The following is a 25271-nucleotide window of genomic DNA, read 5'->3' as shown; positions in this document are numbered from 1 at the left end:
TAGTGGCACAGCCCCTGGCCAAAGGCGCCCATGAGCGCTTCCCCGACGTGCGCGATCCCGCCATGCCGGAGCGCCAGGGCCTCTACGATCCTTCCTATGAGAAGGACGCCTGCGGCGTCGGCTTCATCGCCGACATGAAGAACCGCAAGAGCCATGCGATCGTCGCGCAGGGCCTGCAGATCCTGCACAATATCGACCATCGCGGCGCCGTCGGCGCCGATCCCAAGCTCGGCGATGGCTGCGGCATCCTCACCCAGATCCCGCATCGCTTCTTCAAGGAAGAATGCGCGAAGACCGGCATCGACCTGCCCGAGCCCGGCCACTACGCCATCGGCCAGTTCTTCATGCCGCAGGACGCCGAAAACCGGACCGTCTGCGAGGAGATCGTCGCCCAGACCGTCGAGGAGGAAGGCCTGATCTTCCTCGGCTGGCGCGACGTGCCGGTCGACAACAGCGACCTCGGCGAAGCCGTCAAGGAAACCGAGCCGACCCACCGGCAGATCTTCGTCGGCCGCCCGGCCGAGATCGCCGACGAGGACGATTTCGAGCGCAAGGTCTACGTCCTCAGAAAGTCGGTCTCGAACAAGGTTTACAAGCGCCAGGACCGGGCGACCGCGACCTATTACCCGGTCTCCTTCTCGTGCCGGACCATCGTCTACAAGGGCATGGTGCTGGTCACCCAGCTCGGCTCCTATTTCAAGGACCTGACCGACGAGCGCTTCGAGAGCGCCCTCGCCCTCGTCCACCAGCGCTTCGCCACCAACACCTTCCCGTCCTGGCGCCTCGCCCATCCCTACCGGATGGTCGCCCATAACGGCGAGATCAACACGCTGCGCGGCAACGTCAACTGGATGGCGGCCCGCCAGGCCTCGGTCGATTCCGAGCTCTTCAGCGCCGACATCTCCAAGCTCTGGCCAATCTCCTATGAGGGCCAGTCGGACACCGCCTGCTTCGACAACGCCCTCGAATTCCTGGTCCAGGGCGGCTATTCGCTCGCCCACGCCATGATGATGCTGGTGCCCGAGGCCTGGGCCGGCAACCCGCTCATGGATGAGAGCCGGCGCGCCTTCTACGAATACCATGCCGCGTTGATGGAACCGTGGGACGGCCCAGCCGCGATCGCCTTCACCGACGGTCGCCAGATCGGCGCGACGCTCGACCGCAACGGCCTGCGTCCCGCCCGCTATCTCGTCACCGATGACGGGCTGGTCGTGCTCGCATCCGAGTTCGGCGTGCTGCCGATCCCGGAGGAGAAGATCGTCCAGAAGTGGCGCCTCCAGCCCGGCAAGATGCTGCTGATCGACCTTGAAGAAGGCCGCATCATCGGCGACGACGAGATCAAGCAGACCCTTTGCCAGGCCAATCCCTACAAGGACTGGCTGAAGCGCACGCAGATCGTTCTGGAAGAGCTGCCGCCGGTCGAGGCCCGCGCCTCGCGCACCGACGTCGCTCTGCTCGATCGCCAGCAGGCCTTCGGCTACACTCAGGAAGACACCAAGATCCTGATGGCGCCGATGGCGGTGACCGGCCAGGAGGCTGTCGGCTCGATGGGCACCGACACCCCGATCTCGGCGCTCTCCTCGAAGTCGAAGCTGCTCTACACCTATTTCAAGCAGAACTTCGCCCAGGTCACCAACCCGGCGATCGACCCGATCCGTGAGGAGCTCGTGATGAGCCTCCTCTCCTTCATCGGGCCGCGGCCGAACATCCTCGACCTCGAGGGCACCTCACGGCGCAAGCGCCTCGAAGTGCGCCAGCCGATCCTGACCAATGACGATCTCGAGAAGATCCGCTGCATCGGTCATTACGAGGACCGCTTCGACACCAAGACGATCGACATCACCTATCCGGCGCGCGAAGGCGCGACCGGTATGGAAGGCGCGATCGCGCGGCTCTGCGAGCGCGCCGAGGCCGCGGTGCATGGCGGCTACAACATCATCATCCTCTCCGACCGGCAGGTCGGCGCGGACCGCATCCCGATCCCGGCGCTGCTCGCGACCGCGGCCGTCCACCATCACCTGATCCGCAAGGGCCTGCGCACCTCGGTCGGCCTCGTCGTCGAATCCGGCGAGCCACGTGAGATCCACCACTTCGCTTTGCTCGCCGGCTTCGGCGCCGAGGCGATCAACCCCTATCTCGCCTTCGAGACCATGGAGGCGCTGCTCGAGGCCGGCGAGCTTCCGCCGGAGGTCGATCGCTACGAGGTGGTCAAGCGCTTCATCAAGTCGATCGGCAAGGGCCTGCTCAAGGTCATGTCGAAGATGGGCATCTCGACCTACCAGTCCTATTGCGGCGCCCAGATCTTCGACGCGGTCGGCCTGCGCTCGGAGTTCATCGACAAGTATTTCCGCGGCACCATCTCCTCGATCGAGGGCGTCGGCCTCGCCGAGATCGCCGAGGAGACCGTGCGCCGCCATCGCGACGCCTTCGGCGACTCGCCGGTCTATCGCGATGCGCTCGATATCGGCGGCGAATACGCCTACCGCATCCGCGGCGAGGACCATGCCTGGACGCCGGAGAACATCTCCCTGCTCCAGCATGCCGTGCGCGGCAACGCCAAGGACAAGTTCAAGGCCTATACGAACCTGGTCAACGACCAGAGCGAACGCTTCTCGACCATTCGTGGCCTGTTCCACGTCAAGATGGCCGAGGAGCTCGGCCATCAGGCGGTGCCGCTCGACGAGGTCGAGAGCGCGGCCTCGATCGTCAAGCGCTTCTCGACCGGCGCCATGTCCTTCGGCTCGATCAGCCACGAGGCGCATTCGACGCTGGCGCTGGCGATGAACGCGATCGGCGGCAAGTCGAACACCGGCGAGGGCGGCGAGGAGCCGGAACGCTTCGTGCCGCTGCCGGACGGGCGCTCGATGCGCTCGGCGATCAAGCAGGTCGCCTCCGGCCGCTTCGGCGTCACCACCGAGTATCTCGTCAATTCGGCGATGATGCAGATCAAGGTCTCGCAGGGCGCCAAGCCCGGCGAGGGCGGCCAGCTGCCGGGCCACAAGGTCGATGCCCGCATCGCCAAGGTCCGGCATTCGACCCCGGGCGTCGGCCTGATCTCGCCGCCGCCGCACCATGACATCTACTCGATCGAGGATCTGGCGCAGCTGATCTTCGACCTGAAGAACGTCAACCCGGCGGCCGACGTCTCCGTCAAGCTGGTCTCGGAGCTCGGCGTCGGCACCGTCGCCGCCGGCGTCGCCAAGGCCCGCGCCGACCACATCACCATCGCCGGCTATGAGGGCGGCACCGGCGCCTCGCCGCTGACCTCGATCAAGCATGCCGGCTCGCCCTGGGAGATCGGCCTCGCCGAGACCCACCAGATCCTGGTGATGAACAAGCTGCGCGGCCGCATCGCACTGCAGGTCGACGGTGGCCTGCGCACCGGGCGCGACGTCGTCATCGGCGCGCTGCTCGGCGCCGACGAGTTCGGCTTCGCCACCGCGCCGCTGATCGCGGCCGGCTGCATCATGATGCGCAAGTGCCATCTCAACACCTGCCCGGTCGGCGTCGCGACGCAGGACCCGGTGCTGCGCAAGCGCTTCAAGGGCCAGCCCGAGCACGTCATCAACTTCTTCTTCTTCCTCGCCGAGGACGTGCGCGAGATCATGGCCGCGATGGGCGTGCGCAGCTTCGACGAGCTCGTCGGGCGCTCCGATTGGCTCGACAAGAAGCAGGCGATCGACCACTGGAAGGCCAAGGGGCTCGACTTCGCCCGCATCTTCCACAAGCCGGAAGCCGGCGCAGGCGTCGCCATCCGCAATGTCGAGCGCCAGAACCATCCGATCGAGTCGGTGCTCGACCGCACCCTGATCGCCAAGGCCGGCGCCTCGCTCGATACCGGCGCCCCGGTGGTGATCGAGAGCACGATCCGCAATGTCGACCGCTCGACCGGCGCGATGATCTCCGGCGAGATCGCCAAGCGCCACGGCGCGGCGGGCCTTCCGGACGATGCGATCACGGTGAAGCTCACCGGCACCGCCGGCCAGAGCTTCGGCGCCTGGGTCGCCGGCGGCCTGACGCTCGACCTCACCGGCCAGGCCAATGACTATGTCGGCAAGGGCCTGTCCGGCGGCAAGCTGATCATCCGCCCCGATCCGAAGTCGCGCGCCGTCGCCGAGGACGCGATCATCGTAGGCAACACCGTGCTCTACGGCGCGATCTCCGGGGAATGCTATTTCCGCGGCGTCGCCGGCGAGCGCTTCGCGGTGCGCAATTCCGGCGCGATCGCGGTCGTCGAGGGCACCGGCGACCATGGCTGCGAGTACATGACCGGCGGCGTCGTCGTGGTGCTCGGCCAGACCGGGCGCAACTTCGCGGCCGGCATGTCCGGCGGCATCGCCTATGTCCTCGACGAGGACAAGAGCTTCGCCAAGCGCTGCAACCTCTCCATGGTCGATCTCGAGCCGGTGCCGGAGGAGGAGGAGCTGACGCAGCGCCTCTACCATCATGGCGGCGACCTCGAGTTCAAGGGCCGCATCGACGTCATGGCCAACATGTCCGGCTACGACGCCGAGCGCCTGCACCAGCTCATCGCCGACCACCTGAAGTACACCGGGTCGGCACGGGCGCAGGCGATCCTGGAGAACTGGGCGGAGTACCTGCCCAAATTCGTCAAGGTCATGCCGGTCGAATACCGGCGGGCACTAATGGAAATCGAGCGGGCCCAGGCCGGCGTCTCGGTCGCGGCGGAGTGAGACGATGGGCAAGGTAACCGGCTTTCTCGAAATCGACCGGCGCGACCGGAAGTATCTTCCGGCCTCCGACCGGATCAGGAACTACAAGGAGTTCGTGATCCCGCTCGGCGCCGAGGCGACCCGTGACCAGGCGGCGCGCTGCATGAACTGCGGCATCCCGTATTGTCACAATGGCTGTCCGGTGAACAACCAGATCCCGGACTGGAACGACCTCGTCTACAACGACAAGTGGCGCGAGGCGCTGCTGAACCTGCACTCGACCAACAATTTCCCGGAGTTCACCGGCCGCGTCTGCCCCGCACCCTGCGAGGCGTCTTGCACGCTGAACCTCGAGGATACCCCGGTCACCATCAAGTCGATCGAGTGCGCCATCGTCGACAAGGGCTGGCAGGAGGGCTGGATCAAGCCCGAGCCGGCCGCGGTCAAGACGGGCAAGAAGATCGCCCTGATCGGCTCCGGGCCCGCCGGCCTCGCCGCCGCCCAGCAGCTCGCCCGCGCCGGCCACGAGGTCCATGTCTATGAGCGTCAGGCGCGTGCCGGCGGCCTGCTCCGCTACGGCATTCCCGACTTCAAGATGGAGAAGTCGCATGTCGAGCGCCGCGTCCAGCAGATGGAGGCCGAGGGCGTCGTCTTCCATTACGGCGTCAATGTCGGCATCGACATCGACCCGCAGGAGCTGCTCGCGCAATACGACGCGATCGGCCTGACCGGCGGCGCCGAGAAGCCGCGCGACCTGCCGATCGAGGGCCGCGACCTCGACGGCGTCCAGTTCGCGATGGACTTCCTGCCGCAGCAGAACCGCCGCAATGGCGGCGAGCCGGAAACATCAGGCAATGCCCGCCCGATCCTCGCCGGCGGCAAGCATGTCGTCGTCATCGGCGGCGGCGACACCGGTTCGGACTGCATCGGCACCTCGGTCCGCCAGGGCGCGCTCTCGGTTACCCAGATCGAGATCATGCCGCAGCCGCCGGAGAAGGAGAACAAGCAGCTGACCTGGCCGAACTGGCCGCTGAAGCTGCGGACCTCGTCGAGCCATGAGGAAGGCGCCGAGCGCGACTTCGCCATCGGCACGCTGAAGTTCACCGGCGAGAACGGCAAGGTGAAGCGCCTGCATTGCGCCAAGGTCGATGCCGGCTTCAAGCCGATCCCGGGCACCGAGTTCGACCTCAAGGCCGATCTCGTCCTGCTCGCCATGGGCTTCGTCTCGCCGGTCCATGACGGGCTGCTCGCCAAGCTCGGCGTCAAGCTCGACGGACGCGGCAATGTCGAGGCCAACATGCTGGCGTACAAGACCTCGGTCGAGAAGGTCTTCGCCGCCGGTGACATGCGCCGCGGGCAGTCGCTCGTGGTCTGGGCGATCCGCGAGGGCCGCCAGATGGCGCATTCGATCGACAAGCACCTGATGGGCGAGACCATCCTGCCGCGCTGAGCGGCGGGCGCTTCAGGCCTCGCGAAACCTCGACGTCATGCTCGCCCTTGTGGCGAGCATCCACGTCTTGAACGCTGCATTCGATCGAAGAAGACGTGGATGGTCGGGACAAGCCCGACCATGACGCAAACGGTATCGACCGCCGCGGCTCACGCTCCCAGCAGATCGATCAGATGCGGGATCAGCGGCTCGTCGGCCGGTGGCATGGCGAGCTCGCGCAGCTTGCTGGCGCGTACCCATTTCAGCGCCTGCCCTTCGCGTGACGAGACCGTCCCCTCCCAGCGCCGGCAGATATAGAGCGGCATCAGGAGGTGGAACTCGGGATAGGCGTAGCTGGCGAAGGTAAGCGGTGCGAGGCAGGCTTCCTTGACCTCGATGCCGAGTTCCTCGGAAAGCTCGCGGATCAGCGCCGGCTCCGGCCGCTCGCCGGCTTCGAGCTTGCCGCCCGGAAACTCCCACAGCCCTGCCAGGGCCTTGCCCTCGGGGCGCTGGGTGACGAGGACGCGGTTATCGGTATCGATCAGCGCGCAGGCGACGACGAGCAGCAGTTTCACGAAGCCTCATTTTCCCGAAAGGATGACCTGCACCGGCTCGGTTTCCTTGCCGGTCAGCGTCACCTCGTCATAGACCGAACCGCCCTCGCGAAAGAGCGCGTCCTCTTCGCCCCAGATCACCTGGGTGGTGACGAAATAGCGGCCCGGCGCCACCTTGTCGAAGGCAAAACGGCCATTCGCCTCGGCCTTGGTCGTGCGCGTGTACTCGGCGTAGCGCGGATCCGGTTCCTCCTGCGGGTAGCTCGCCGCCGGGATGAACTTGGCGCGGCCATAGAGGCTGGCGAAGCGCTGGCTCGCATAGGCGGTCGCCGGCACCAGCCGCACCACCTCGCCGGCCGCGTTGACGACCTGGCCCTTGGCGCGGGTGCGGAAGGCATGACCGACGATGACGCCGCTTCCCGGGTTGCGGATATAGGCTGCCTCCTCCACCGAGAAGGACGAACTCGTCGCCGGGCGCCGCTCGACACAGGCTCCCAGCAGGGCCGCCAGGCCCAGCACGCACGCCGCAGCTTTCATCCCGCTTTCGCCCCCGCCGGCGCCGTCGTCACCAGGAAGACGCCGAGCAGGATGATGACGCCTCCGACGAGCTGCCGCAACTCCAGCGTTTCGCCGAGCACCAGCACACCCATGACGGTAGCGACGACCGGCACGAGATAACCCGTCATCGCCGCCCGCGTCGGCCCGGCGGCGCGGATCAACCGCATGAAGATCGTCATCGGGATCGCGGTCGAGAGCACACCGAGCGCCAGCATCGCCTGCCAGTGCGGCTGCAGCGCCGACAGGGCCGCCCAGCCCGATAATACGAGCGTCAGCAGGAGCGCCCCCGAGCCGGAGACGACCTGCTGACCGAGCGCGAGGCGGATCGGATCGCCCGCCTTGGCCGGAACCGCGCGGGTGTAGAGATTGCCGACCGCATAGCAGAGCATCACGCCGACCATGGCGAGCACGCTGAGCGCCGTGCCACCGCCCTCGACCAGCCGCGGGCCGATCAGGATGGCGACGCCGGCCATGCCGACCAGGATGCCGCCGAGGCGGCGCCGGGCGAGGCGCTCCTCGGCGAACAGCATATGAGCGAACAGCGCCGTGACCAGCGGCCCCGCCGCCTGGATCATCGCCGCCGGGCCGCTGGCGAGCTGGATCAGCGCATAGGCGACGAGCACGTTCGGCAGCCAGCCATTGGTGGTGCCGAGCACCAGCCAGTGGCCGATCTCGTGGCGGCGCGGCAGCGGGCTCTGCCCGCGCGCGAGCACGAAGAGCGACAATGTCGCGGCGCCGAGCAGGCCGCGCCCGGCCGCTATCGCCCAGGGCGAGACATCGGCCGCCATGAGCTTGATGAACAGGAAGCTGCAGCCCCAGAAGAAGGAGCAGCCGAGCAGGTTGCCGATGATGAAGGCCCGGCTCGGGCTCGCCTGGGCAGCCGGATCAGGAACGATAGTCACCGTTGATCTCGACATAGGCCTTGGTGAGATCGCAGGTCCATACGGTGGACTTGCCTCGCCCCAGCCCGAGATCGGTGGTGATGACGATATGCTCGCCCTTCATGTAGTTGGAGACGGCGACCTCGTCATAGGATGGCGCCCGCGCGCCCTGCTGCGCCACCATGATCCCGCCGAAGGAGATGTCGAGCCGGTCCCGATCCGCCGGTTCGCCCGCCTTGCCGACGGCCATCACGATGCGGCCCCAATTGGCGTCCTCGCCGGCGATCGCGGTCTTGACCAGCGGCGAATTGGCGATCGAGAGCGCGACCTTCTTGGCCGAGCGCGACGAAGCGGCGCCGTGCACCCGGATCTCGACGAATTTGCGCGCGCCCTCGCCGTCCTTGCAGACGAGATGCGAGAGCTCGAGCAGGAGCGCGTTCAGCGCCCGCTTGAAGCCGGAGAGCCGGGGATCGGCGGGGTCGGAGATCTCGGGCACGCCGCGCGCCGCCGCCTTGCCGGTCGAGAACAGCATCAACGTGTCGGAGGTCGAGGTATCGCTGTCGACCGTGATCGCGTTGAACGAGCCCTTGACGCCCTTGCCGAGCAGAGCCTGCAGCACCGGCGCCGCGATCGGCGCATCGGTGAAGACGAAGGAGAGCATCGTCGCCATGTCGGGCGCGATCATGCCAGCGCCCTTGGCAATGCCGGCGATGATCACCTCGTGACCATCGATCTTGGCCTTGCGCGACACCGCCTTGGGGAAGGTGTCAGTGGTCATGATCGCCTTTGCGGCGTCGATCCAGGGACCGTCCGCCGCGCGCCCGGCGCAATCCGCCAGCACGCCCTCGAACTTGGTCGCGTCGAGCGGCTCGCCGATCACGCCGGTCGAGGCGATGAACACCTGCTCCGGCTTGCAGCCGGCGGCCTTGGCGGCGATCTTCGCGGTCAGCGCCACGGAATCGCGGCCCTTCAGGCCGGTGAAGGCGTTGGCATTGCCGGAATTGACCACCACGGCCCGGGCCGTGCCCTGGGCCAGATTGGCCCGGCACCAGTCGACCGGGGCGGACGGGCACTTCGAGCGGGTGAAGACGCCGGCGGCCTGCGAGCCCTCGTCGAGCAGCACCAGCACCACGTCGGTACGGCCCTTGTAGCGGATGCCGGCCTCGGCCGTGGCGAAACGCACGCCCGGCACCGCCGGAACCTTGGGCTGGCGCTTCGGCGCGAGCGGGGAAACGGGAACATCCTTGCCGGCCATCGGGGCGTCTCCTTGTGAGGCGCTTCGATGTGCCGCAGCAGCGTGCGGAAAACAAGCTGGCAATGCCGGCGTGCAGGTCATGCCCGGGCCAGCTCCCGGGCATTTCGGGCGCCTCTCGTCGGAGGCGCCCGCTAGTCTTGCCTCAGGGCTTCTTCGGCTCGGCCGGCGCAGGCGCAGCCGCCGGCTTGTCGAGACGCTCGACCTTCGCCTTCTCGCGCAGGCCGACGATGATGTCCTGCTGCGCCTTGCGCACCAGGTACTGCTCGATCTGCGGCTTGACCTCGTCGAAGGTCGGCAGCGGCTTGGTCCGCTTGTCCTCGAGCTTGATCACATGCCAGCCGAACTGGCTCTTCACCGGCTCGGAGAGCTGGCCCTTATCGAGCTTGAAGGCGGCCTCGGCGAATTCAGGCACCATCCGCTCCTTGGCGAACCAGCCGAGATCACCGCCCTCCTTGCCCGAGCCCGGATCCTTGGAGAGCTCCGCCGCGACCTTGGCGAAATCCTCGCCCTTCTTCAGCCGCTCCAGCGCCGCCTTAGCCTGAGCCTCTTCCGGCACCAGGATGTGGCGGGCGTGGACTTCCTCTTCCGGCTTCAGCGTCTTGACGGTGTCGTCGAACAGCTTCTTGGCGGCTTCCGGCGTCGCCGCCTTCTTGGACTCGTTCGTCAGATAGTCGTCGAGCAGCAGCTTGTCGCGGCTATAGGCCAGACGCTTGGCGAATTCCGGGCTCTCGCCCATCTTGGCGGCCTTGGCCGCCTTGGCGCCGAGCTTGAGGTCGACCAGAAAATTGATCAGCTCCTCGCGCTTGCGATCTTCGGGCAGCTGGGCGGTGCGCTCCCCGAGATCGTCCGCCGCGAGCGCGAGCTCGCTCTCGGTGATCTCGACGCCGTCGACCTTGGCGACGACCTTGTCCTGCTGCGCGAAGGCCGGCGCAGCCGCGGCCAGCACGAGGCTGAACGACAGCATGGCGAGACGGGAAACAACCATCGGGTCTGGGCCTTTCGATGAACGGCGCGAAAACGGATCGGCAGGCTGAGTGCCAGTTGATGAGGGCCTTGGCAAGGCAGAGCGCGTGCACATCAGCGCGACCGGACATCTGGGGTTCTGCGGCCCCTCGCCGCTGCCTTCCTCTTGGCAGCCGGGACGCCCGCCCCCACATGCGCAGCGTCGCCCGCGATGGAACGGCAACCTCTTCGACAGCAAGCGCGCGCTGGACCGCGCGCCCGCACGCGTCTAAACACGCGCGTGATTTCAGGATTATCCGCTTTCGGCCGCGCCCGCCTTACGCCGGGTCCCCCAGCCGGAAGCGCCCATGGAAAGACCGGACATGCTTGGCGCGCTCGCAAAGAAACTCTTCGGCTCGTCGAACGACCGGCGGGTCAAAGGCTACCAGCCCCGTGTCGCCGCCATCAACGCGCTCGAAGCCGAGGTCGCGAAGCTCTCCGACGATGAGCTGAAGGCCCGCACCGAGACCTTCCGCAAGCAGATTGCCGAAGGCAAATCGCTCGACGAGCTGCTGGTTCCGGCCTTCGCGACGGTGCGCGAGGCCGCCAAGCGCATTCTCGGCCAGCGCCCCTACGACGTGCAGCTGATCGGCGGCATGGTGCTGCACGAGGGCTCCATCGCCGAGATGAAGACCGGCGAAGGCAAGACCCTGGTCGCGACGCTGCCGGTCTATCTCAACGCGCTCGCCGGCAAGGGCGTCCATGTCGTCACCGTCAACGACTACCTCGCCCGCCGCGACGCGGAATGGATGAGCCGGATCTACAACTTCCTCGGCCTCAGCGTCGGCATCATCGTGCACGGCCTCGATGACGAGGAGCGCCAGCGCGCCTATGCCTGCGACATCACCTACGGCACCAACAACGAATTCGGCTTCGACTACCTGCGCGACAACATGAAGTACGAGGTCGCGCAGATGAGCCAGCGCGGCCATCATTACGCGATTGTCGACGAGGTCGACTCGATCCTGATCGACGAAGCCCGCACCCCTCTGATCATCTCCGGCCCGCTCGACGACAAGTCCGATCTCTACGTCTCGATCGACAAGGTGCTGCCGGGCCTCATCCCAGGCGATTACGAGGTCGACGAGAAGCAGCGCACCGTGGCGCTGACCGAGGCCGGCAACGAGCATATCGAGGAGCTGCTGCGGGCCGCCGACCTGCTCAAGGAAGGTGACCTCTACGATTCCGCCAACGTCACGCTGGTCCACCACGTCAACCAGGCGCTGCGGGCCCACACCCTGTTCACCCGCGACAAGGACTACATCGTCCGTGGCGACGAGGTCGTCATCATCGACGAGTTCAGCGGCCGCATGATGCCGGGGCGGCGCTATTCGGAAGGCCTGCACCAGGCGCTCGAGGCCAAGGAGGGCGTCACCGTCCAGCCCGAGAACGCGACGCTGGCCTCGATCACCTTCCAGAACTATTTCCGCCTCTACAAGAAGCTCGCCGGCATGACCGGCACCGCCGCGACCGAGGCCGACGAGTTCGAACAGATCTACAAGCTTGAAGTGGTCGAGATCCCGACCAATGTCCCGGTCGCCCGCATCGACGACGATGACGAGGTCTACCGCACCTTCCCGGAGAAGGTGCAGTCGATCATCAAGGAGCTGGAGCGCGCCAGCGAGCGCCTGCAGCCCGTCGTGGTCGGCACCGCCTCGATCGAGAAGTCCGAGATGGTCGCCGAGATGCTGATCGCCGCCGGCTTCAAGCAGATCGACTTCACCCAGCCGGGCGCCCTCGACAAGCTTTATTCCGCCGCTCGCTCGGGCAAGAGCTCCAAGCAGTTCGCCGTGCTGAACGCCCGCTTCCACGAGCAGGAAGCCTTCATCGTCGCCGAGGCCGGCGTGCCCGGCGCCATCACCATCGCCACCAACATGGCCGGCCGCGGAACCGACATCAAACTCGGCGGCAACGTCGAGATGCGCGTCGCCCATGAGACGGCCGGCATGGAGGACGGGCCGGAGAAGCAGGCCAGGATCAAGGAGATCGAGGCCGAGGTCGCGCGCTTCAAGGAGATCGTGCTCAACGCCTCCGAGACGATCGAGCTCGAGCCGGCCAAGGGCTCGCGCCCGGCCAAGACCATGACCCGCCCCGGCGGCCTCTACATCATCGGCACCGAGCGCCATGAGAGCCGGCGCATCGACAACCAGCTGCGCGGCCGCGGCGGCCGCCAGGGCGACCCCGGGCGCTCGAAGTTCTTCCTGTCGCTGCAGGACGATTTGATGCGCATCTTCGGCTCCGACCGGATGGACGGCATGCTGCAGAAGCTCGGCCTGCAGGAGGGCGAGGCCATCGTACACCCCTGGATCAACAAGGCGGTCGAGAAGGCGCAGGGCAAGGTCGAGGCGCGCAACTTCGACATCCGCAAGAACATCCTGAAATACGACGACGTCATGAACGACCAGCGCAAGGTCGTGTTCGAGCAGCGCCGCGACTTCATGCGCGAAGCGAGCGTGCGCGAGACCATCGACGACATGCGCCATGGCGTGGTCGAGGACACCGTCTCGCGTCGCATCCCCGAGGAGGCCTATCCCGAGCAGTGGGATGCCGCCGGCCTGCGCGAGGACGTCGCCAACTATCTCAACCTCGATCTGCCGATCGAGGACTGGGCCAAGGAAGAAGGCATCGCCGATGCCGAATTGCGCGAGCGCATCCGCAAGATCGCCGACGAGGACTACGCCGCCCGCATCGAGCGCAACACCGAAGAGGTGATGACCTATGTCGAGAAGCAGGTGCTCCTGCAGACGCTCGACCATCTCTGGCGCGAGCATCTCGTCACGCTCGACCATCTCAGGCAGGTCATCGGCTGGCGCGGCTATGCCCAGCGCGACCCGCTGAACGAATACAAGGCCGAAGCCTTCGAGCTGTTCGACGGACTGATCGGCCGCCTGCGCGAGCAGGTCACCGGCAATCTCATGCGCATCGAGGTGCGCTTCGACGCGCCCGACCAGGCTGCCCCTGGCTTCGATCAGGGCGGCGGCGAGCTGCCACCGCCGCCGGCCGGCTTCTTCGGCGGCCAGTCGCAATTCGCCGCGATCGAGGGCGACCTCGCCGTCGCCGAGCGCGACCCGAACGACCCGGAGAGCTGGGGCAAGGTCGGCCGCAACGAGCCCTGCCCCTGCGGCTCGGGCAAGAAGTACAAACACTGCCACGGCCAGCTCGTCTGAGCCGGCCGGCAGCAGCCACTGACCACATGGGAAAGCTCCGGCCGACGGCCGGAGCTTTTTTCTTGCGGGCCGGGCTTGCCGCCCCGACCGATAGGATCTGATCCGCGCCGCTCAGGCTCCCCTGCGCGCCGGCAGTCGCGGCAGCAGGATGGTCAGCAGCCCGAGCAGGGGCAGGTAAGAGCAGACGCGGTAGACGAAGGCGATACCATAGGCGTCGGCGAAACCGCCGAGCAGGGCAGCGCCGAGGCCGCCAGCCCCGAAGGCGAGGCCGAAGAACATGCCGGCGATCAGGCCCACCCGCCCCGGCACCAGCTCCTGCGCGAACACCACGATGGCCGAGAAGGCGGAGGCGAAGATCAGCCCGATCGCGACGCTCAGCACCCCCGTCCAGAACAGGTTGGCATAGGGCAGCAGCAGCGCGAACGGGATCACGCCGAGGATCGAGAACCAGATCACGAAGCGCGCCCCGAACCGGTCGCCGATCGGGCCACCGGCGAAGGTGCCGACCGCCGCCGCGCCGAGGAACAGGAACAGCATCAGCTGCGCATCGCGGAAACCGAGCTGGAACTGCTCGATGACGTAGAAGGTGAAATAGCTCGATATGCTCGCCATGTAGACGTTCTTGGTCGCGGTCAGCAGCACGAGCACGAAGAGCGCGAAGGCGACGCGACGCCCCGGCAGCGGCAAGCTGCGGCTGACGGCCGGGCGCCCTGCCTGGGCCCGGCGATGGGCCGCATACCATTGCCCGACCCGGGTCAGGATCAGCACGCCCGCCATCGCGATCACCGAGAGCCAGGCGACGCTGCCCTGGCCGAAGGGCAATACGATGAAGGCCGCCAGCAGCGGCCCCAGCGCCGAGCCGAGATTGCCGCCGACCTGAAACAGGGACTGCGCCAGGCCATGCCGCCCGCCCGAGGCGAGCCGCGCCACACGCGACGCCTCCGGATGAAAGACTGCCGAGCCGAAGCCGATCAGGCAGGCTGCAACGATCAGCACCGTGAAGTTATGGGCGTTGCCGAGCAGGATCAGCCCGCCAAAGGTCGAGGCCATGCCCGCCGGCGCCGAGTACGGCATCGGCCAGCGATCGGTCACCAGCCCCACCACCGGCTGCAGCAGCGAGGCGGTGACCTGGAAGGCCATGGTCAGCAGGCCGATCTGGACGAAATCCAGACCGTAATTCGCCTTGAACAGCGGGTAGAGCGAGGCCAGCAGCGACTGCATGACGTCGTTGAGCAGATGGCAGAAGCTGACGGCGAGCAGGATCGAGGTCGTCGCCTTTTCAAAACGCGGGCGGACTTCCGGGGCGACTGCGACCATCGACTTGATCTCCTGCGCGCGAACTGATCGCGCGAGGTTCTTCTACAAAGCTTGCCGATGACCTTCATTCGTGTTTCGGTCAAAAACCTTCGCGTTTGGGCCAAAGATGAGACAGTTGCCGCGCCAAAGCCTGGAGGCGCTCGAGGATCGCCACCACCGCAGTCTCGGCTGGATCGCCCGGTCGGAAGCCGATGTGCTGGTCCATAGCTCGGACAATCCCGCAGGCTACAAGGTCCCGCTCCACTGCCACCGTCAGGACCAGTTGCTCTGCGCGTTCTCCGGCGTCGTGCTGGTCGAGACGCAGCAGGGTTGCTGGATGGTCCCGCCCGGCCACGCGCTGCTCATCCCTGCGCGCCTGCAGCATTCCGTCGAGATGCTGAGCGATGTCGATATGAAATCGGTCTATCTCCTGCCCGGGCTCGGCGATCTTGCAGCGCGCATGTTGCAGGTGCTGGGGGTCACCGACCTTGCCCGCGCGCTGATCGACGAGGCGATCCGCCTGCGCGATGCGGAGCCGGGCACGCGCAAGGTCGCCCTCGTGCTGGAATTGCTGGCAGAGGAGATCACAACGCTAGAGGCAAGACCACTGGGCCTGCCCTTTCCCTCGGACAAGCGCCTCGCCGCGCTCTGCCGCGCCTATATGGCCGCGCCTTCGGTCACCGAACGACTGGACGAATGGGCCGGCAGGCTGGCGATGAGCAGGCGCACCTTCACCCGCTTCTTCCAGAAGGAGACCGGCCTCAGTTTCGTCGCCTGGCGCCAGCAGGCGAGCCTGTTCGCCTGCCTGCCGAAACTGGCCGAGGGTGCATCCGTCACCGATATCGCCATGCTCGCCGGCTACGACAACGTCGCGGCCTTCACCACGATGTTCAAGCGCAGACTTGGAACCGCGCCGCGCAACTACATGCGCACCTCGATGTCGCGATAGCCGTTCGCCAGCCAGCGCAGCGGCTGTGTGAAGGCAGCAGCCTCAGCCGGCAGCGAACTGCACCTCGACCGCCCCGAGGGCCTCGATCTCGACCCTGACGGTAGCGCCCGGTGGCACCCATTGCGTCTTCACCAGGCTGCCGAGCAGCACGGTCTCGCCGGCCCGCAGCGGCTCGCCTCGCGCCTGCGCGTGATCGGCGAGCCAGGCCAGCGCGGTGTAGGGATGGCCGAGCACGTCAGCACCGACACCGGAGCCGACCTCGACACCGTCGACCAGCGTCCGGCCGTGCAGCCCGGCGAGATCCGGCACAGTGTCCGGCGCCAGTCCGGCGCCGAGCACGCAGCCTGCTGCGAAGAAGTCGTCGGCGATCAGCATCGGCGTTCCGATCGTCTGCCAGTCGACATAGCGGTCGTCGACGATCTCGATCGCCGCCATCACCGTGCCGACCGCGCCGCGCACGCTCTCCGCGGTAGCCCCCTCCCCGGCGAGATCACGCGCCAGCCTGACCGCGATCTCGCACTCGACGCCGACGCGGACGAAATCGCCATGGCGCAGCACGGTGCCGCTCGCATGGCTCGAGCCGGCAAACAGTCCGGCGGCACAGGGATGGTCGATACCGAGATAGTCCTGCATCACCGGCGTGGTGCAGCCGATCTTCCAGCCACTGCGCCGGCCGAAGCGCGAGGCTGCCAGCCGCCGATGCACGGCACCCTGCACGGCATAGGCCCGGGCGACGTCGGGCGGCGCCTTGCTTGCTTGAGCCGGCAAGGGCGTGCGGGCGAGCCGGGTGGTGGCGATGGTCTCGGCGAGGGCGTCGACGGCTTCGGTCTCAGGCAAGATGGGCTCCCGGCATTCCCTGGCTCAAGCCTGCCATGGCCGCGCCTGATCTGGCCAGCATAGAGCCGGAAAAGCAGAAAGCCCGCTCACGCGGGCTTTCGAGGTCACATCCCAGATCCAGACGGCGCTATTTCGGCGCGAAGATGCCGACGCTGCTCGCCGTGATGTCGAAGGAGAGCGTCCCGACCACGGTCGGATTGCACCATTTCGAGCGGCCCGAGCCCGAGACGATGCCGCGCGGATCGGCCGTCAGCGCGAAGCATTCGGTCTTCGACAGGCTGGTGTCGTGATAACGCACATCGGCAGTCAGGTTCTTCCAGGTGTAGGAGATGCCGGCGTTCCAGTAGGTGTAGTCCGGCAGGTCGACCGGCGCCGCGAAATAGATGCTGGCATTCGGCGTGCCGAGCCAGTAGCGCCCGACCTCGCCCGAGATTGCAAGGCCCTCGAGGAAAGGCAGGTTGTACTTGGCCGTGAGCGAACCATAGGTGCCGGTCGCGCCGGTGCCGAGCCAGTCCCAGGCATAGAAGAGATTGGCGCCGACGATCAGCTTGTCCTCGTAATTATAGGACAGCTTGCCGTAAATCTCGGTGAAATCGGTGTTCTTCGGCGTCCAGTAGCCGCCGGCGAGGTCAATATACTGCTTCTCACCAGGGTAGTAGTACTGCCAGACGCCGACATCGACGGTGAAGGGGCCGAATTTCGGCCGGATACCGGCATAGAAGTCGACCTCCGCCGTCGGGCTGGTGGTGAGATCGACATTCGAGGCGTAGACGCCGGCATAGAACAGGTTGTCGTAGAACTGCAGCTCGGCGCCGCCCTGGATCGCGGGCTTGCGGTCGGTCTGCGAGATGCCGCGGAAATTATAGTCCGTCATCCCTTTGATGCTGACGGCGATATCGAACCAGGTGATGCTCGGTGCGACCGGCGCCGGCGGCGGAGCCTTCCGGCTCGGCAGGTCGGAGGCCTGCGCCATACCGGCGGCCGTCAGCGAGATCGACAGCGCCGCGGCGGCCGTCGCAAGCCTGCAAATACCAAAGACCATCGAAAGCTCCGTCGAAGGGTTCCATGCGCGATTCACTTCGCGCATCCGCCTCGATTACGCTTGCGATACCCCAAAACCGGCAAGATGAGGTTTTTTGCAGCACGCCCAAGGACTAGGCAGACAACGCCTCAGCAGCTGTTTCCATGCCTAGCAAAACGCCCGCCGCCAGCAATGGCGACGGGCGTGATATTTTTATCTCAGCGCGACGAGACGGTGATCAGGCCTTCAGCGCGCCACCGGCTGGCTCGCATAGGCCGCATCCGGCTGGTCTAGGCGCGAGGTGCGCAGGGCCGGCGAGCGGCGCGGCGGCAGCGGCGCCACCGTACGCTGCGGCGTCTCGGGAACGACCGAGGCGATCGGCGCCGTCTCGGCCTTCGGCTCGGACGAGCTGCCCAACAGCGGCACGAAGCTGAGCGCGCGCTGGTAGAAGGAAGGCTGCTCGGCGCTGGCGGCCGTCTGGATCGGCGCGGGCGTGGCCGCACCAGGCGAGACCTTGGCGACCTGCGTCGCGGCCTCCGCAGGCTTCGCAGGAGCGGCCGGAGCGGCTGCGACCGCAGTCGCCGGCTTGGCTTCCGCCGCAGGCTGCTCGGCAGCGCCGCGCACCGCGGCGAGCACCGCGTCATTGTCGGCCGACTCGGCCCGGACCGTCGCCTTCGTCCGGCCCTTGTCGTCGAGGACGACGACGCGCGGGCCGATCAGCGAGTCGACGCGGCTGATGCCGACATCGCGCGACCCCCAGGCGACCGACTTGTTCATCGCATCGGCACCGGACTGCGCCAGCAGGCGCTTGAAGGAGTGGTGCTGGTCGCCGTCGTCATAGATCAGCTTGACCGCCGGCGTGCCCTTGGAGACCAGCGCCGCGACCTGCGCGTCGTCCTGCTGGCGCTTCTGCGCGACCGCCTGCGAGACCGACGAATTGCTGCCGCCATTGAAGACATAGCGCCCGCCGGACACGCCTACCGAAGGCTCGTCCTTGGCGATCTCGAAATAGTCCGAGCCTTCCTTAAGGTTCTTCCAGAACGCCATGTTCGGGTCGAGCCGGTGCTTGGCGAGGTTCTCCGGCGTCATCCGGAACGGGAAGGCCTGCATCTGCACGGCCCGCTGCCCGCCATTATGGGCCTCGCGCACCAGCGCATAGAGCTCGCCGATCTGGTCGTCGGTCATCGAATAGCAGCCCGCCGAGGAGCAGGCGCCGTGCACCATCAGATGCGCGCCGGTGCGGCCATGCGAGCGGTCATAGGCGTTGGGATAGCCCATGTTGAACGAGACGTAGAAAGACGAGTTCGGATTCATCTGCGCCGGGGTGATGGCGTAGAAGCCTTCCGGCGCCATCCGGTCGCCTTCGCGGATTTTCGGGCCGAGCTGGCCGGACCAGCGGCACATCGGGAAGGTCTTGAGCAGCACGTACTGACCGTCCGAGCGCTTCTTCCAGACCTCCAACTCCGATTCCTTCTTGTAGGAACGAATCACGATCGGCTGGCTCCTAGTCACGCCCTTCTCGGACATGAGCGCATAGGTCGCAGAGGGGATCGGAATGTTGTGGCGCGCCGAGCCGCGATAGCGGTCCTCCTCGCAGGCGGCCACGGAAAGGGCGATCAGGGCCGTCAGCGCGAGATGTTTCAATGCCACGTCGTCATTCCCATCGCTCGGCCGTCTGACTCGACCATGCATCAGGCATCACGGCCAAATTATGCCGCTTGCCCGGATTTAGAACCGTTAGGCTTGACCGTTCCTTACCACAGGCCTTGCCGGGATGGCCATATGCTGAAATCCCGGCAAATTGCAGGCCCGCCCTGATCTCAGAGCGAGCGGCCGATCGCGAGGTACTTGTCCGCCCGCCGCTCGACGATCTCGTCGGCGCTGAGCCCGGAAAGATCCGACAGCGCCGCGGCGATCGCCGCCCCGGCCCGCTCGATCGCGAGCTGCGGCTCGCGATGCGCCCCGCCCGTCGGCTCCGAGACGATCTTGTCGATGATCCCGAACTTCAGCAGGTCCTGGGCCGTGATCTTCATGCCCGTCGCGGCGTCCTGGGCGCGGGCCGTGTCGCGCCAGAGGATCGAGGCCGCGCCTTCCGGCGAGATCACCGAATAGATCGCGTGCTCCATCATCAGCACCTTGCTCGCGGCCGCGATCGCGATGGCGCCGCCCGAGCCGCCCTCGCCGATCACCAGCGCGACGCTCGGCGTGCGCAAGGCAAGGCAGGTCTCGGTCGAGCGCGCGATCGCCTCGGCCTGGCCGCGCTCCTCAGCCTCGATGCCGGGATAGGCGCCGGCGGTGTCGATGAAGCTCAGCACCGGCAAGCCGAAACGATCGGCGAGCTCCATCAGGCGCACCGCCTTGCGATAGCCCTCAGGCTTCGGCATGCCGAAATTGTGCCGGATCCGGGTCTCGGTCGAGTTGCCCTTCTCCTGGCCGAGGACGCAGACCGGCTCGCCGCGGAAGCGGCCGAAGCCGCCGACGATGGCCTCGTCCTCGCCGAAGGCGCGGTCGCCGGCGAGCGGCGTGAACTCGTCGATCAGCCCGGCGCAGTAGTCGAGGAAATGCGGCCGCTGCGGATGGCGCGCCACCAGGGTCTTCTGCCATGGCGTCAGGGCGCCATAGAGCTCCTTCAGTGACTGTCCGGCCTTGGCCTCCAGCTTCCCGATTTCCTCGGTCAGCGAATAGCCGTCGCCCTTGGCGTCCAGGGCCCGCAACTCATCAGCCTTGGCCTCCAGTTCGGCGACCGGCTTCTCGAAATCCAGATAGCTTCGCATCGACATCCAGTTCTGGTCCCACATCCTGAAGGGAGACGCGTCCGCGCTGCGGCTACGGTCGGGGAACCTAAGAAAAAGCGGCGGACCTTGGCCGCGCCCCGCCGCGATTGTCAACCCGCCGGCGGTGACGCACCACGATCCCGGGTCAGGCGGCGAGACGGCGTCGGCTGCGGCAACAACACCGGCCGGAAGGCGAAACTACGGCGCGTCGCCCGCAACGGCGCCTGGCGATAGAACTGTTTGGTGGCGTCGACGACATGCACGCCGGCGAAGGGCAGCGAGAGGCCCGCGCCGAACTTTTCCCAGGCTCCGGCCGAGCGCAGGAACAGGCGCCGGCGCAAGGGCGGCACATAGAGAGCCTCGGCCCAGTTCTCCGGCGAGAACATCGCGCGGCGCATCAGGTTCTCGAGCTGGCTGCGGCTGAAGGGCCGGCCGTGACCGAAGGGCGTCGTGTCCATCCGGGCCCAGAGGCCGCGTCGATTCGGCACGATCACGATCAGCCTGCCGCCGGGGTTGAGCACCCGCGAAGCCTCCTCGAGCAGATCCTCAGGGCTCTCGGTCTCCTCGAGCGCGTGCACGATGAGCACGCGGTCGACCGAGGCGGTCGGCAGCGGCAGCAGCGTCGGCTCGACCAGGGCGGAAGCCGAGAGGCCCTGCGACGGCCAGTTCAGCACACCTTGCGCCGCGGGCATGAAGGCGATGACGCGTTCGGCCTCGCCGCCGATCAAGGGCAGATAGGGCGTGGCGAAACCGAGCCCCAGCAGACGCTGGCGCTGGCAATGCGGCCAGAGCCTTATCACGACCCGTCCGACCGCCTGGCGCGCCACATGCCCGAGCGGACTGGCATAGAAGGCACGCAGGTCGACGACATCGAGAGCCATGACCACGGAGATGGCGCAGGCAGCGGGCCAGCGCAAGAGCATCTGACGCTGCGTAGTGTTGGGCTTGGCCCGGCAAAGCCGCTATGAACGGCTCGATCGCCCTTGCGGCTGCGTCTCGCTGCCCGCGCCCCGGAGCCTGCCATGCCTCTCGACATCCATGTCTTCCGCACGCTCAGCGACAATGCCGGCGCCCTGCTGCACGACCCGGCGAGCGGCGTCTGCGCCGCAGTCGACGTGCCCGATGCAGCAGAGGTCCTCGCCGCCGCCCGCGCCAAGGGCTGGCGAATCTCGCAGGTGCTGGTCACGCATGAGCATGCCGACCATGTCCAGGGCATCCTCACCCTGAAGCAGGCGACCGGAGCCAAGGTCTTCGCGCCCGCGGCCGCCCGCGGTGCCGCGCCGGTCGACGTCGTGATCGGCGAAGGCGACCATGTCGCGCTCGGCGCCTATGATTTCGAGGTCTGGGCGACGCCGGGCCATGCCGAGGGGCATGTCAGCCTGGTCAGCCAGGGCGCCCGCCTCGCTCTCGTCGGCGACGTCGTCTTCGTCATGGGCTGCGGCCGCGTCATGCCGGGCCGGATGGATGCGATGTGGGCCTCGCTCTCCCGCATCATGGCGCTGCCGGACGCGACAAGGCTGATCACCGGCCATGACTACACCTTGTCGAACGGGCGCTTCGCCGCAGCGATGGACCCGAGCAATCCAGCTGTCGCCGCCCGCCTCGCCGAAGCCGAGGCGGCCAAGGCCGAGGGCCGCTTCTGGGCGGTGACGACGATCGCCGAGGAAAAGGCGACGAACCCGTTCTTCCGCGCCGGCGAGGACGCTCTCGCAGCCACGCTCGGCTTGGTCGGCAAGCCGGCCGGCGAGGTCTTCGCCGCGCTGCGCGAAGCCAAGAACCGGTTCTGAGCAGCAGCCTTTCTCAGCCCTCATCCTGAGGAGCCGCGCAGCGGCGTCTCGAAGGATGATCCAGAACACACTGGAAGCATCCTTCGAGACGCGATCGGCGATCGCCCTCGGGATGAGGGCTGAGGGCCAAGACATCGTAGGACCACAACCATGAGTCCACCGTTAGACGGCCTCGATGCGGCCGGCATCATCGCGCTGCTCGCGCTGAAGCCCCATCCCGAGGGCGGACATTACCGCGAGACCTTCCGCGACCCGCAGGGGCCGGAAGGCCGCGGCTTCTCGACCGCGATCTATTATCTGCTCGATGCCGGCGAGAGTTCGCACTGGCACCGCGTCGACGCGGCCGAGATCTGGCATCACTATGCTGGTGCGCCGCTGGCGCTCAGCCTGTCGCAGGACGGCACCAGCGCCGTGACCCAACATCTCGGCAAGGATCTCGCCGCCGGCCAGCGCCCGCAGATCGTCGTGCCCGCTGGCTGCTGGCAGAGCGCCGCCCCCCTCGGCGGCTGGACGCTGGTCGGCTGCACGGTCGCGCCGGGCTTCGCCTTCTCGGCCTTCGAGATGGCGGAGCCGGGCTGGCAGCCCGGGGATCACTGAGCATGGACAAGCCCGTCACCGACCTCGCGCTGGTCCGCGCCTGCGAAAGCCGCATCGTCAATGCATGGCCTGCCCCGACCACGCTGGTCATCGACGACTGGGCGGTACGCTTCGCCAATGGTTATTCCGGCCGTGCCAACTCCGCTTCGGCCCTGCAGGCCAACACCGAGATGGACGACGACACCCTGGCGTTCATCGAAAAGCTCTATGCGGAAGCCGGCCTGCCGCCGCGCATCCGCTTCACGCCGCTCGTCGCCGAACGCGCCCGCCAGCGCTTCGCCGCGCGCGGCTACCGGATCGAGACCGCCTCCTTCGGCATGGTCGCCGAGCTCGATCCTGCCCGGCATCCGGAAGATCCGGATATGCTCGTCGACCCGCTGGCGACGGAGGCCTGGATCAGCGGCGTCTGCAGCCACCAGACCGGCAACAAGCGCAACCGCGAGCATCTGTCCGCCATCGTCTCTGGCGTGCGCCTGCCGGCCGCCTTCGCGACCCTGCTGCATGAGGGCCGCCCCGCCGCCTATGCGATGAGCGTCGCCGAACGCGGCATGGCCGAGATCGGCGCGGTGATCGTCGACGAGAGCCTGCGCGGGAAAGGCCTCGGCAAGAAGCTGATGCTCGGCCTGATGGGGTGGGCGGCGGCTCAGGGCTGCAAACTCGCCTATCTCCAAGTCGACCAGAGCAACGGCCTCGCCTTCGAGATGTATCGCCGGCTCGGCTTCCGCACGGTCTATGCCTACGAGACGCGGGTACTGGACCGCTGAGGCGGCCGTCCCGCACTTTGGCCGAAGCTCGCGACCAGCGCCCCGACCACGATCAGCACGCAGGACAGGGCGAGCAGCCAGCTCGCCGCCGCATAGCCGGCGAGCACCAGGATGATGGTCGAGAGCACCGGAGCGGCATAGGAGGCGACGCCGAGCAGGGACACGTCGCCCTTCTTCATGCCAATGTCCCAGCAGATGAAGGCGAGCCCGGTCGAGCCGAGGCCGAGCCCCAGCACCCCGCCCCATTCGGCGAGGCTCGGCGTCCATAAGGTCTGCTCGAAGGCGAGATGGCAGGCGAAGGCCGCGACAGCGCAGCCGAGCATGGTGACGCCGAGGCTCTCCGAGGGAACGGCGGCGAAGCGGCGCGAAATCACCGAATAGCTCGCCCAGACGAAGGCGCCGAGCGCCGCCAGCACATGGCCGGGCTGGATGCCGCCACCGCCGGCGCCGAGACTGCCGGAGATCAGCACCGCCGTCGCCCCGAGGCCGATCAGGGCGCCGACGAGATGGCGCAGCTTCAGCCCGCCGCCCGGCAGCAGCGCCGCGAACAGCACGATCAGCAGCGGCCAGAGATAATGGATCAGGTTCGCCTCTGCCGGCGGCGCCGTCTTGACCGCGGCATAGTAGAGCGCGGTGTCGCCGAACGGACCGTAGAGCCCGAGCAGGAAGGAGGCCGGCGTCGGCCGCGCTAGGTGCAGCCGGCCACGCGCCGCCGCGATCGCGAGGATGAAGAGCCCGCCGATCACGAAGGTCATGGCAACGAGCTGGAAGGCCGGCAGCCGGCCGCTCATCGCCGTGAACAGCGCCAGCGTCGACCAGAGCAGGATGGCGACGAAGCCGGTCGCGGTAGCGGTGCGGGAGGTCATCGGGCGGCACTCGGCGGGGGCGGCGCCCCGGTTAGCAGAGCGGCCCCGTCCTGCCTATGCCCGCCTCGTCACCGACGCCGGCGACGCGCCGCCGCGAAGACGGCGCGCCGTGGGGCGTCAGGCCATGTACTGGCCGCCATTGACGGCGAAGGTTGCGCCGGTCGCGAAGGCGCCGTTGTCGGAGGCGAGGAAGACGACCGTTTGCGCGATCTCCTCGGGCTTGCCGAGGCGGCCGACCGGAATGCCGGCGACGACGCGTTTCAGCGCCTCTTCCGGCATCGCCGCGACCATGTCGGTGCCGATATAGCCCGGCGTGATCGCGTTCACCGTGATGCCCTTGTTGGCGTTCTCCTGCGCCAGCGCCTTGACGAAGCCGATATCGCCGGCCTTGGCCGCGGAGTAGTTCACCTGCCCCATCTGGCCCTTCTGGCCGTTGATAGACGAGATCACGATGATCCGGCCGAAGCCGCGCCCGCGCATGCCTTCGATCACCGGGCGCGTCATGTTGAACAGCGAGTCGAGATTGGTGCGGATGACGGCGGACCACTGGTCCTTGGTCATCTTGTGGAAGAAGCCGTCCTTGGTGATGCCGGCATTGTTGACGAGGATGTCGACCGGCCCGACCTCGGCCTCGACCTTGGCGATGCCGGCGGCGCAGGCGTCGTAGTCGCCGACATCCCATTTGTAGACGGGTATCCCGGTCTCGGTCTTGAACTTGGCGGCAGCCTCGTCATTGCCGGCATAGCTCGCGGCGACCTTGTAGCCGGCCTCCTGCAGCGCCTTGCAGATCGCCGCGCCGATGCCGCGCGTGCCCCCAGTCACCAAAGCAACCCTAGCCATCGTCTGCTCCTCCCTCTGGGC

General features: G+C 67.3%; 20 protein-coding genes. 7 read left to right on the top strand and 13 right to left on the bottom strand.

The genetic code is table 11. From position 1 onward, the window contains the following. The first annotated feature begins 62 nt into the window (after nucleotides 1-62). Nucleotides 63-4694 (top strand): glutamate synthase large subunit, encoded by a 4632-nt coding sequence (gltB, locus tag DK26_RS21875; RefSeq protein ID WP_248310085.1) that lies wholly within the window; start codon nucleotides 63-65, stop codon nucleotides 4692-4694. 4 nt (nucleotides 4695-4698) lie between these two features. Further along, on the top strand, nucleotides 4699-6123 hold the full coding sequence (locus DK26_RS21870) for a glutamate synthase subunit beta (RefSeq protein WP_066477065.1): 1425 nt from the start codon (nucleotides 4699-4701) through the stop codon (nucleotides 6121-6123). 149 nt (nucleotides 6124-6272) lie between these two features. Here DK26_RS21870 and mutT read toward each other — a convergent pair whose 3' ends face one another. The 5 genes from mutT to DK26_RS21845 form a co-directional block, all read right to left on the bottom strand. Then, the gene (gene mutT, locus DK26_RS21865; protein ID WP_066477063.1) at nucleotides 6273-6677 is read right to left on the bottom strand and encodes an 8-oxo-dGTP diphosphatase MutT; all 405 of its coding nucleotides are present in this window, start codon (nucleotides 6675-6677) and stop codon (nucleotides 6273-6275) included. A gap of 6 nt (nucleotides 6678-6683) precedes the next feature. Continuing rightward, complete coding sequence (locus DK26_RS21860; protein WP_066477061.1) at nucleotides 6684-7193, bottom strand: hypothetical protein; 510 nt, start codon at nucleotides 7191-7193, stop codon at nucleotides 6684-6686. Continuing rightward, nucleotides 7190-8116, bottom strand: coding sequence for a DMT family transporter (locus DK26_RS21855; protein WP_066477058.1), 927 nt, complete (start codon nucleotides 8114-8116; stop codon nucleotides 7190-7192). Before DK26_RS21855 ends, DK26_RS21860 begins: the two co-directional genes overlap by 4 nt. Then, nucleotides 8100-9350, bottom strand: coding sequence for a bifunctional glutamate N-acetyltransferase/amino-acid acetyltransferase ArgJ (gene argJ / locus DK26_RS21850; protein WP_066477055.1), 1251 nt, complete (start codon nucleotides 9348-9350; stop codon nucleotides 8100-8102). Before argJ ends, DK26_RS21855 begins: the two co-directional genes overlap by 17 nt. A gap of 142 nt (nucleotides 9351-9492) precedes the next feature. Beyond that, a complete protein-coding gene (locus tag DK26_RS21845) occupies nucleotides 9493-10335 on the bottom strand; it encodes a peptidylprolyl isomerase (protein WP_066477053.1) in 843 nt (280 codons plus the stop codon). 340 nt (nucleotides 10336-10675) lie between these two features. On the opposite strand from DK26_RS21845, the gene secA reads away from it, so the two are divergent. After that, the gene (gene secA, locus DK26_RS21840; protein WP_066477051.1) at nucleotides 10676-13519 is read left to right on the top strand and encodes a preprotein translocase subunit SecA; all 2844 of its coding nucleotides are present in this window, start codon (nucleotides 10676-10678) and stop codon (nucleotides 13517-13519) included. A 111-nt stretch (nucleotides 13520-13630) separates the two neighbouring features. Here secA and DK26_RS21835 read toward each other — a convergent pair whose 3' ends face one another. Then, nucleotides 13631-14836 carry an MFS transporter gene (locus DK26_RS21835; protein ID WP_066477049.1) on the bottom strand — a complete coding sequence of 402 codons (1206 nt, stop codon included), beginning with the start codon at nucleotides 14834-14836 and terminating at the stop codon, nucleotides 13631-13633. Nucleotides 14837-14942: 106 nt separating this feature from the next. Between DK26_RS21835 and DK26_RS21830 the strand changes: the two genes are divergently transcribed. Next, a complete protein-coding gene (locus DK26_RS21830) occupies nucleotides 14943-15764 on the top strand; it encodes a helix-turn-helix transcriptional regulator (protein ID WP_066477046.1) in 822 nt (273 codons plus the stop codon). 42 nt (nucleotides 15765-15806) lie between these two features. Here the strand turns inward: DK26_RS21830 and DK26_RS21825 are convergent, their stop codons facing one another. The 5 genes from DK26_RS21825 to DK26_RS21805 all read right to left on the bottom strand — a co-directional run bounded on the left by DK26_RS21825 (nucleotide 15807) and on the right by DK26_RS21805 (nucleotide 21277). Next, on the bottom strand, nucleotides 15807-16601 hold the full coding sequence (locus DK26_RS21825; protein ID WP_066477042.1) for a fumarylacetoacetate hydrolase family protein: 795 nt from the start codon (nucleotides 16599-16601) through the stop codon (nucleotides 15807-15809). Between the two features lie 127 nt (nucleotides 16602-16728). Beyond that, nucleotides 16729-17643, bottom strand: coding sequence for a TorF family putative porin (locus DK26_RS21820; protein WP_184231692.1), 915 nt, complete (start codon nucleotides 17641-17643; stop codon nucleotides 16729-16731). Between the two features lie 225 nt (nucleotides 17644-17868). Then, nucleotides 17869-19272 (bottom strand): murein L,D-transpeptidase family protein, encoded by a 1404-nt coding sequence (locus DK26_RS21815; protein WP_248310069.1) that lies wholly within the window; start codon nucleotides 19270-19272, stop codon nucleotides 17869-17871. 170 nt (nucleotides 19273-19442) lie between these two features. After that, nucleotides 19443-20396, bottom strand: coding sequence for an acetyl-CoA carboxylase carboxyltransferase subunit alpha (locus DK26_RS21810; RefSeq protein WP_184231693.1), 954 nt, complete (start codon nucleotides 20394-20396; stop codon nucleotides 19443-19445). A gap of 110 nt (nucleotides 20397-20506) precedes the next feature. After that, complete coding sequence (locus DK26_RS21805; protein ID WP_066477666.1) at nucleotides 20507-21277, bottom strand: class I SAM-dependent methyltransferase; 771 nt, start codon at nucleotides 21275-21277, stop codon at nucleotides 20507-20509. A gap of 141 nt (nucleotides 21278-21418) precedes the next feature. On the opposite strand from DK26_RS21805, the gene gloB reads away from it, so the two are divergent. The 3 genes from gloB to DK26_RS21790 all read left to right on the top strand — a co-directional run bounded on the left by gloB (nucleotide 21419) and on the right by DK26_RS21790 (nucleotide 23544). Then, nucleotides 21419-22183 (top strand): hydroxyacylglutathione hydrolase, encoded by a 765-nt coding sequence (gene gloB, locus DK26_RS21800; protein WP_066477028.1) that lies wholly within the window; start codon nucleotides 21419-21421, stop codon nucleotides 22181-22183. Between the two features lie 150 nt (nucleotides 22184-22333). Beyond that, nucleotides 22334-22780: a cupin domain-containing protein gene (locus DK26_RS21795; RefSeq protein WP_066477026.1), complete on the top strand. Its 447-nt coding sequence runs from the start codon at nucleotides 22334-22336 to the stop codon at nucleotides 22778-22780. A gap of 2 nt (nucleotides 22781-22782) precedes the next feature. After that, nucleotides 22783-23544 carry a GNAT family N-acetyltransferase gene (locus tag DK26_RS21790; protein ID WP_066477023.1) on the top strand — a complete coding sequence of 254 codons (762 nt, stop codon included), beginning with the start codon at nucleotides 22783-22785 and terminating at the stop codon, nucleotides 23542-23544. On the opposite strand, the gene DK26_RS21785 is transcribed toward DK26_RS21790, so the two are convergent. Both DK26_RS21785 and phbB read right to left on the bottom strand, forming a co-directional pair. Beyond that, complete coding sequence (locus DK26_RS21785) at nucleotides 23517-24410, bottom strand: EamA family transporter (RefSeq protein ID WP_066477011.1); 894 nt, start codon at nucleotides 24408-24410, stop codon at nucleotides 23517-23519. The two genes, DK26_RS21790 and DK26_RS21785, sit on opposite strands and share 28 nt — an antisense overlap. A gap of 117 nt (nucleotides 24411-24527) precedes the next feature. Next, nucleotides 24528-25250, bottom strand: a complete 723-nt coding sequence (gene phbB / locus DK26_RS21780) for an acetoacetyl-CoA reductase (protein WP_066477008.1) — start codon at nucleotides 25248-25250, stop codon at nucleotides 24528-24530. Between the last annotated feature and the right edge of the window lie 21 nt (nucleotides 25251-25271).

The organism is Allobosea sp. WAO (assembly GCF_001509835.1).
GTDB lineage: Bacteria > Pseudomonadota > Alphaproteobacteria > Rhizobiales > Beijerinckiaceae > Allobosea.
This window is presented reverse-complemented; position numbering and strand designations above follow the sequence as displayed.